Raw genomic sequence first — 7492 nt, forward strand, 5'->3', positions numbered from 1 at the left:
GAGACTATGAAAAAAAGTCTGTAAATAAGATTCTTCTATGATAATGAAGGGCGAAAGTCTTGAAAAACAGGCTTTTCGCCCTTACTTTATATATAACAGTTACAAAAAAACATGTCAACAGCAGGCGGTAAATCCGCCCGTTTTAGGCCGTCTTTGAATTACTCTGGAAGTCGTCCCTCGTACATGATGCTTAACTCCCCATATACCTGTGCCCAGTTGCGCATCGTTACCGTCCATTTCTTTGTAGCCTCAAATGTCGCTAAATACAGCGCTTTCAACAGCGCCGTATCACTTGGGAATACGCTTCTCTGGCGGTTCAGCTTCCGATAGGTGGAATTCAGTGATTCTATGGCATTGGTTGTGTATATCACCTTCCTGACGGTTGCTGAAAACTTGAAGATGGGAGAAACAGCATCCCAGTTGTCCTTCCAGCGTTTCATCGAATTCGGATATTTGGGTGTCCATTTCTCTGTCACACGTTCAAGGGCTGCAAGGGCCTTCTTTTCATCCGATGCCTGATAGATCGTCTTTAAATCTGCAGCAAACGCCTTCCTGTCCTTATCTGGAACATATTTTAAGGTATTTCTCACCTGATGGACGATGCATCTTTGATATTCCGTTTTCGGGAATGCTGCAGCAATGGCCTCCTTTATTCCGGTAAGACCATCCGCACAGATGATCAGGATGTCTTTTACACCACGGTTTTTCAGCTCATTCAATACAGACAGCCAATATTTTGAACTCTCATTCTCTCCCACATGGATCGTAAGTACCTCTTTTTTCCCTTCCGTATTGATCCCAAGAATCACATAGGCGGCAAGTTTACGGATCATTCCATTGTCACGGACAGAATAGTGGATGGCATCAATATATAGGATTGGATAGACCTCATCCAGCGGCCGGTTTTGCCAGTCTTCGATCTGGGGCAGGATCTTGTCTGTGACATCAGAGATAAATCCTTCCGAGGTTTCAAAGCCATAGATCTCCTCCATGGTTTCTGATATCTGCCGGGTCGTCATCCCTTTTGCATACATGGAAATGATCTTTTGGTCAATATCAGAAATATCTTTCTGCCGTTTTTTCACTACTTGTGGTTCGAAAGTAGATTTCCGATCTTGTGGCACAGGGATCTGCATAGAACCATAACTGCTATTTACCTGTTTTGGTTTGTATCCATTACGGTAATTCTCATTGTCGGAGCGTTCTGATTTTGCATATCCCAAATGATCATCCAGTTCCGCTTCCATCATCTCCTTGATGGTTCCGCCAAGGAGATCTTTCAGGGCATCTTGAATATCTTGTGCTGTTTGGATATGGTATTCCTCCAGGAGCTGATGGATGATGTTGCGTTTCCCTTCCGTCATTTGTACTTTGTGTACTGGTTTCTTTTCTCTTGCCATAATAAAAGGCCCTCCTATGATTTTTATTTTATCATAGAAGAACCTTCTAAGTTCTATTTTACAGAAAAAGTTTCACACACTCATTTTTTAAGAAAATGTTAAAAACTTATACATGTTCAATGTCCGTATACTCTGATATCTCCCTGTTGGTTGTCCTGAGATCTGAAACACTCAGATCATGGATATTTGCATGACCGGTAACGCGTCCGAACATTTCCAGCTCAGACCTGCACACATTCAGATAATTACAGAGACGTTTGGCCGAATGGTCAACATGAAGGCGTTTTCTCAATTCTTTATCCTGGGTGGCAACACCGACCGGACATTGTCCTGTATTGCAGATCCGGTACTGTTGGCAGGCAGCGGCTACAAGAGCAGCAGAAGCGATCGCTACGGCATCTGCACCCATGGCGAGTGCTTTTGTAAAATCCCCCGGAAGCCTGAGTCCTCCGGTGATGACCAGATCCATGGAAAGGTGATGGCGGTCCAGATATTTTCTGGCCCTGGACAGCGCAAAGATCGTAGGGATGGAAGTGTTGTCTTTTAATGTCCGGGGACTGGCACCTGTGGCCCCGCCCCGCCCGTCTATGGTGACAAAGTCGGCATCGGCATATGCGATCCATTCAAGGTCCTGTTCTATATGCCCGGCTGCGATCTTTACGCCCACAGGCCTTCCTCCGGAGACATCTTTCAGCCATTCCACCATTGTTTTTAAATCCTCTTTGGAATTAAGATTCGGAAATTTGGAGGGGCTGATCACGTCCTGGCCTAAAGGCTTATTTCTGATCTTTGCAATCTCCGGGGTAACTTTGTCTCCGGGCAGGTGCCCGCCCATGCCGGGCTTGGTTCCCTGTCCGATCTTAATCTCTATGGCGTCTGCGCTGCGGAGGTTTTCTTCCGTGACACTGTACAGGTTCGGAACATATTCAAATATGTACTTGTAGGCTGCCTGACGTTCTTCGGGAAGGATTCCTCCTTCGCCGCTGCACATGGCGGTCTTGGACATAGCGCTGCCCTTGGCAAGTGCGGTTTTTAACTCTTTGGACAAGGCTCCGAAAGACATATGGGATACATAGATGGGGTGATATAGTTCCATTGGCTTTTTAGCCTTCTTACCGATAACTGTTTTGGTGTCTACAGGATCGCCCGCATTTAATGGTGCCGGGTTCAGCTGGGCGCCCATAATCAAAATATCATCCCAGGATATAATGGGCTTTAAGGTGCCCATGGCATCAACTACAGACGAACCCGTAAGAGCCATCTGATGTATGGCATCCATCTGAGGAAATTCATTTGAACCGGACTTTGCAAAGGCATCGGGGTAAGCCAGGGGATTGTCCTTTGCGGGAGCAGGAGTTCTTTTGACTTCCGTGGGCTCAAATTTATCTTTTGATGCCTTGCAGACCGGACATGTATAGTCAGCTCCCAGCAAAGTAAAGGGAATTGATTCGGCTTCTTCGTCGTAGACGTAGCCGCAGATACTGCATTTAAAAATACTCATAAAAAACCTCCGATTCGTGTTATAATAAAAAATGTTGTCTTATGTTATAAATTTGGGGTCAAAAGATTTTTTGCTCACAGATACAGCCTTGCAATGAAATAAAAATTATTCTTATTATACCATATGAATGAGAAATTGTATCAGAGTAAAAACAATTTTTGGAGGAAAGAATATGATTTTTGAAACTCATGCTCATTACGACGATGAGCAGTTTGACAAAGACCGCGAAGAACTGCTGGATTCTATGGAGAAGAATGGAATTGGTACGATCGTAAACGTTGGTTCTAATATGGAAACATCAAGGTGGACGGTAAAAGCCGCAGAAAAGTATCCGTTTCTTTATGGCGCGGTGGGGGTTCATCCGTCGGAAACCGGTGAGATGAAGACAGAGGATCTGGACGAGCTTAAAGGATATGCGTCAAATCCCAAAATTCTTGCCATTGGGGAGATTGGACTGGATTATTACTGGGACGAACCCGAACGTCCTGTACAGAGAAAATGGTTTGAGGCACAGATGGAGCTTGCCAGGGAAACGAAGCTTCCGATGGTAATCCACAGCCGGGATGCCGCGAAAGATACGGAGGATATGATGCGGGCAGCCCACGCAGAAGAGATTGGGGGAGTGGTCCACTGCTTTTCTTACCCCAAAGAAATGGCAAAGAAGTTTTTAGATATGGGATTTTATCTTGGAATTGGAGGAGTTGTGACATTTAAGAACAGCAAAACATTAAAAGAGGTTGTCTCCTATGTGCCGCTGGACAGAATTTTGCTGGAGACGGACAGCCCTTATCTTGCACCGGAACCGAACCGGGGAAAGAGAAATTCCTCATTAAACCTGCCCTATGTGGCGGAACAGATTGCCGTGCTCAAAGGGATCGGCACGAAAGAAGTTATTGAGGTCACAGATCAGAATGCCAGAATGATGTACCGGATGAAAGAGGTTTAGATGGAGAAGTTAAGCAGCCCAAAAAAAACAATAGAGATCATTCAAAAATATAACTTTGATTTTCAGAAGAAGTTCGGACAGAATTTCCTGATTGACAGTCATGTGCTTCAGAAAATCATAGACGCAGCACACATAACCAAGGACGATTTTGTGCTGGAGATAGGACCGGGTATCGGCACGATGACCCAGTATCTCTCAGAACATGCCAGGGAGGTCATGGCTGTGGAGATCGATCACAATCTGATCCCGATCCTCAAAGAAACTCTGGCCGGATATGACAATGTGGAAGTCTTGAATGAAGATATTCTGAAGGTAGACATCGGGAAGATCGCAGAGGAGAAAAATCAGGGAAGACCGATCAAAGTCGTGGCAAATCTGCCGTACTATATAACAACGCCGATCATCATGGGACTGTTTGAAAAGAATGTTCCTATGGACAGCCTTACGGTCATGGTACAGAAGGAAGTGGCACAGAGGATGCAGGCAGTGCCGGGCACGAAAGATTACGGTGCGCTGTCACTGGCTGTCCAGTTTTATGCCGAACCATATATCGTAGCCAATGTGCCGCCCAACTGCTTTATGCCCCGGCCCAAAGTGGGCTCCGCAGTCATCCGCCTGACAAGATATAAAGATATGCCGATAAAGGTAAAAAATGAAAAGCTGATGTTTTCCATTATCAGGGCTTCTTTTAACCAGAGAAGAAAAACACTGCAGAACGGAATTAACAACAGCAGCGCACTTCATTTTTCTAAGGAACAGGTGGTGGAAGCTCTTGGGGAAATGGAACTTTCTCCGACGATTCGTGGTGAGGCACTGAGCCTTGAACAGTTTGCAAGGCTCAGTGACCTGCTGGAGGGCTAGAGAGCCAGAATCCAGTAGCCGAAGTTTCCTGTCTTTTGGCAGGATTCCGGCACGGTTAAGAAATCTCTGAATCCAAAAAGTTTTGCGATGAAATTTTTTTCATTGTCAAAAACGCCTGGAACGCCCAGATAGATCCTGTTTGTCTGTCTGTGCTGACATAACATCAGATGTCCGTAATTTCCGTAGTTCAGCAAAAGGAATCCGTTGGTCTTCATATTTTCCGGCACATGAGGAATATTCTGAAGGTCATCTACTTTGATTTTGATGCTAGGATCCAGCATATAAGAAGGAGGTAAGGGCAAGGTGGGATACTCCTTCCAGTCAAAGAGACTGGGTGTGTTCGGCATTCCCTGTTCTTTGGCTTTCTTTTCTAGTTGAAGGGCTTCAATATATTCTGCCAGTTTTGAATCAGGATCAGCAGTACGTTCTTCCTGCTGTCCGGCAGTTTCTTCTTTTGACGGTTCCTCTTCATTCAATGATTCTGCGCTCACAGGTTCAGTTTCCGGAACTTCCGGTTCTACATAGACACGGGGAGGCTGACCTGCCGGTTCGGGCGCCGGTTCGGGCACCGTGGATTCCGTTTCAGGGGTCCCGGCAGGAATCGGAATTTCCTGCGGAAGTTCATCAAAAGGATCTTCTATCGGAGGAGGCTCAGGAGCGCTGGACGGCAGTTCTTCTTCATCTTCCTCTGGAACTTCTTTGTCTGATGGAGCAGGATTCTGTACAGGGCCGGACTCAGGTATACTTTCTTCCGGGGCAGGTTCCGGCGGTTCCTGGGTTTCCAGAACAGGAGCTTCAGGCTCTTTGTTTTCTTCTGCCTGGACAGCCTCCGGCTTCTCTGCCATGTCTTCTGTCGGCAGGAAATTTCGTATAGTGATCGGTTTGTCATCCCACTCTGATCCAAAAAAATGGCTGTTGGAGTGATAGATCAAAAAGCCGTCCACCTGGTCCAGATCTACAACCAGAGGGTAAGTATTCTTAAACTCAATGATGGTGTCATTGCGCTGGAAGGAATCTAATAAGATGCCTTCCATGGTTCCGTGGCGGAACCTGTAAAAATAGATTTTGTACGTTAAGGCCTCGTCATTTGTTTTGACATGGAAGTATAAGCGAAGCTGTTTTTGACGCTTCTCAATTTTGGCGAATCCTACATTTTCGCCTTTCATGCCATTGCTGTATTCGTATAGATATGAAACGATTCGTTGATATTCAGCCAATGTGATACTCTCTTTTTGATTTATTCTATGAGGAGGGATTAAAAAATATGACCGGAGGAAGACAGAATGAATGAAAATGAAAAATTTATGAAAGAAGCCATAAAGCAGGCAAAGAAAGCGGCGGCTATAGGGGACGTGCCCATCGGCTGTGTCATAGTATCGGACGGAAAGATCATAGCCAGGGCTTACAATCAAAGAAATAAGAGAAAAACAACTCTGGCCCATGCCGAGTTATTAGCGATTGAGAAAGCCAGCAAAAAGACAGGAGACTGGCGGCTTGAAGAATGTACGATGTATATCACTCTGGAGCCGTGCCAGATGTGCGCGGGGGCTATAGTCCAGGCGAGAATACCAAAGGTCGTTATCGGGGCAATGAATCCTAAAGCGGGATGTGCAGGCTCTGTCCTGAATATCCTTCAAAGGGAGGAATTCAACCATCAGGCGGAGATTGAATCGGGAGTCCTCGGAGAAGAATGCAGCCGGATGATGAGTGATTTTTTCCGGCAGCTGAGAAAGAAGGGATAAGTATTGCCGATAAGGATAAAATAGCTGTAAGGATAATGAAGTCCCGGCATATTTCTGAAATTCATTCCGTACCACCTGGTGATCAGGGAAAGAGGAAAAAACATCGGCCTTACAGCTGTTGATGCCATGATTCCTGACTGTGTCAAGGAATGGCTGATAAGGGCACAGATCCGAGTACATTTTAAAATATTCTTCAGTTGTAAGCAGCTTTGCAGTGCCGTCCTGCATTGGATAATTCATAGTCTCACCTTCCTTTATCCTATCAATTATAGTATTGAAAGGGAAAAATACAATAGAAAATAAAATAAAAGTTGACGAATGTGAAGAATATTTAGTATAATCAAATCTGCACACATAATATAATTTTAATACGTCAAAAAGCTTCCGTGCAGCCGGGGAGGCAGCGGTGCCCTGTATCTGCAATCCGCTAAAGCAGAGGTGATGGCCTGTTTCGGGCTTTTCTCTGTGGAGCTGCCCTTCATAAGTGGCGTTGATGTTTGGGTCTTACGCAATGAGAATCTATGAACCGTGTCAGGTCGGGAACGAAGCAGCACTAAGTAGAACCTCTCATGTGCCGTAAGGGTGCCTGGGCTGAGTTAACTGTGAAGGTAACGTCTGTGGAGAGAGTTCAACGCAGGCCGCACGGATTTTAAAATAGAATATTTGTATTTAGAAACCGATTTTAAGGCATAGCTTTAGAATCGTTTTTTATTTCATAGGATTAGGGTGTCAAAAGGTCATTGACCTTTGATATAAATTTGTACCTTGAAAATTTAACACGATATATCAATCCATCCGAATATTTGGTAAAATATAAATATCAAATATCGAGGTGATTCGCATGGCTTTTGTATCAAATAATAGTCAACAAATGTCGTTGACTGACAGCACATTTAACCTGACAGAAAGAGAACGTAAGTTTCTTGAAAAATCATGGGCAAAGACTTTTTCGGATAGGATTTTTCCTGCCATAAACGAAGATATATTTTCTGTATTGTATAGTAGTAAAGCTTCTCGTCCAAATACTCCCGTAAATGTCATC

Annotated in this window: 7 protein-coding genes, 1 other RNA gene and 1 pseudogene; 5 read left to right on the forward strand and 4 right to left on the reverse strand. The window is 44.8% G+C overall.

All coding sequences use genetic code 11. From position 1 onward, the window contains the following. Window positions 1–158: 158 nt before the first annotated feature. Together QGT46_RS16530 and QGT46_RS16535 are read right to left on the reverse strand one after the other, a co-directional pair. Window positions 159–1364 carry an IS256 family transposase gene (locus tag QGT46_RS16530; RefSeq protein WP_420360583.1) on the reverse strand — a complete coding sequence of 402 codons (1206 nt, stop codon included), beginning with the start codon at window positions 1362–1364 and terminating at the stop codon, window positions 159–161. Window positions 1365–1506: 142 nt separating this feature from the next. Beyond that, window positions 1507–2901 (reverse strand): glutamate synthase-related protein, encoded by a 1395-nt coding sequence (locus QGT46_RS16535; protein WP_148460212.1) that lies wholly within the window; start codon window positions 2899–2901, stop codon window positions 1507–1509. Window positions 2902–3073: 172 nt separating this feature from the next. Between QGT46_RS16535 and QGT46_RS16540 the strand changes: the two genes are divergently transcribed. Next, window positions 3074–3847 (forward strand): TatD family hydrolase, encoded by a 774-nt coding sequence (locus QGT46_RS16540; protein WP_148460211.1) that lies wholly within the window; start codon window positions 3074–3076, stop codon window positions 3845–3847. Next, a complete protein-coding gene (rsmA, locus tag QGT46_RS16545) occupies window positions 3848–4708 on the forward strand; it encodes a 16S rRNA (adenine(1518)-N(6)/adenine(1519)-N(6))-dimethyltransferase RsmA (RefSeq protein ID WP_024728999.1) in 861 nt (286 codons plus the stop codon). Here rsmA and QGT46_RS16550 read toward each other — a convergent pair. Next, on the reverse strand, window positions 4705–5925 hold the full coding sequence (locus QGT46_RS16550; protein ID WP_301591642.1) for a DUF6128 domain-containing protein: 1221 nt from the start codon (window positions 5923–5925) through the stop codon (window positions 4705–4707). The genes rsmA and QGT46_RS16550 overlap by 4 nt on opposite strands. Before the next feature lie 66 nt (window positions 5926–5991). Between QGT46_RS16550 and tadA the strand changes: the two genes are divergently transcribed. Next, window positions 5992–6450 (forward strand): tRNA adenosine(34) deaminase TadA, encoded by a 459-nt coding sequence (tadA, locus tag QGT46_RS16555; RefSeq protein WP_024728997.1) that lies wholly within the window; start codon window positions 5992–5994, stop codon window positions 6448–6450. Here the strand turns inward: tadA and QGT46_RS17600 are convergent. Then, window positions 6363–6578 (reverse strand): CorA family divalent cation transporter, encoded by a 216-nt coding sequence (locus tag QGT46_RS17600; RefSeq protein WP_148460210.1) that lies wholly within the window; start codon window positions 6576–6578, stop codon window positions 6363–6365. The genes tadA and QGT46_RS17600 overlap by 88 nt on opposite strands. A 256-nt stretch (window positions 6579–6834) precedes the next feature. Here QGT46_RS17600 and ffs point away from each other — a divergent pair. Beyond that, window positions 6835–7096, forward strand: an RNA gene (ffs, locus tag QGT46_RS16560) — signal recognition particle sRNA large type. A 195-nt stretch (window positions 7097–7291) separates the two neighbouring features. Beyond that, window positions 7292–7492: pseudogene (locus QGT46_RS16565) on the forward strand (transposase); the annotation flags it as partial.

The organism is Anaerostipes faecis (genome assembly GCF_910574135.1).
In the GTDB taxonomy this organism is placed as follows: domain Bacteria; phylum Bacillota; class Clostridia; order Lachnospirales; family Lachnospiraceae; genus Anaerostipes; species Anaerostipes hominis.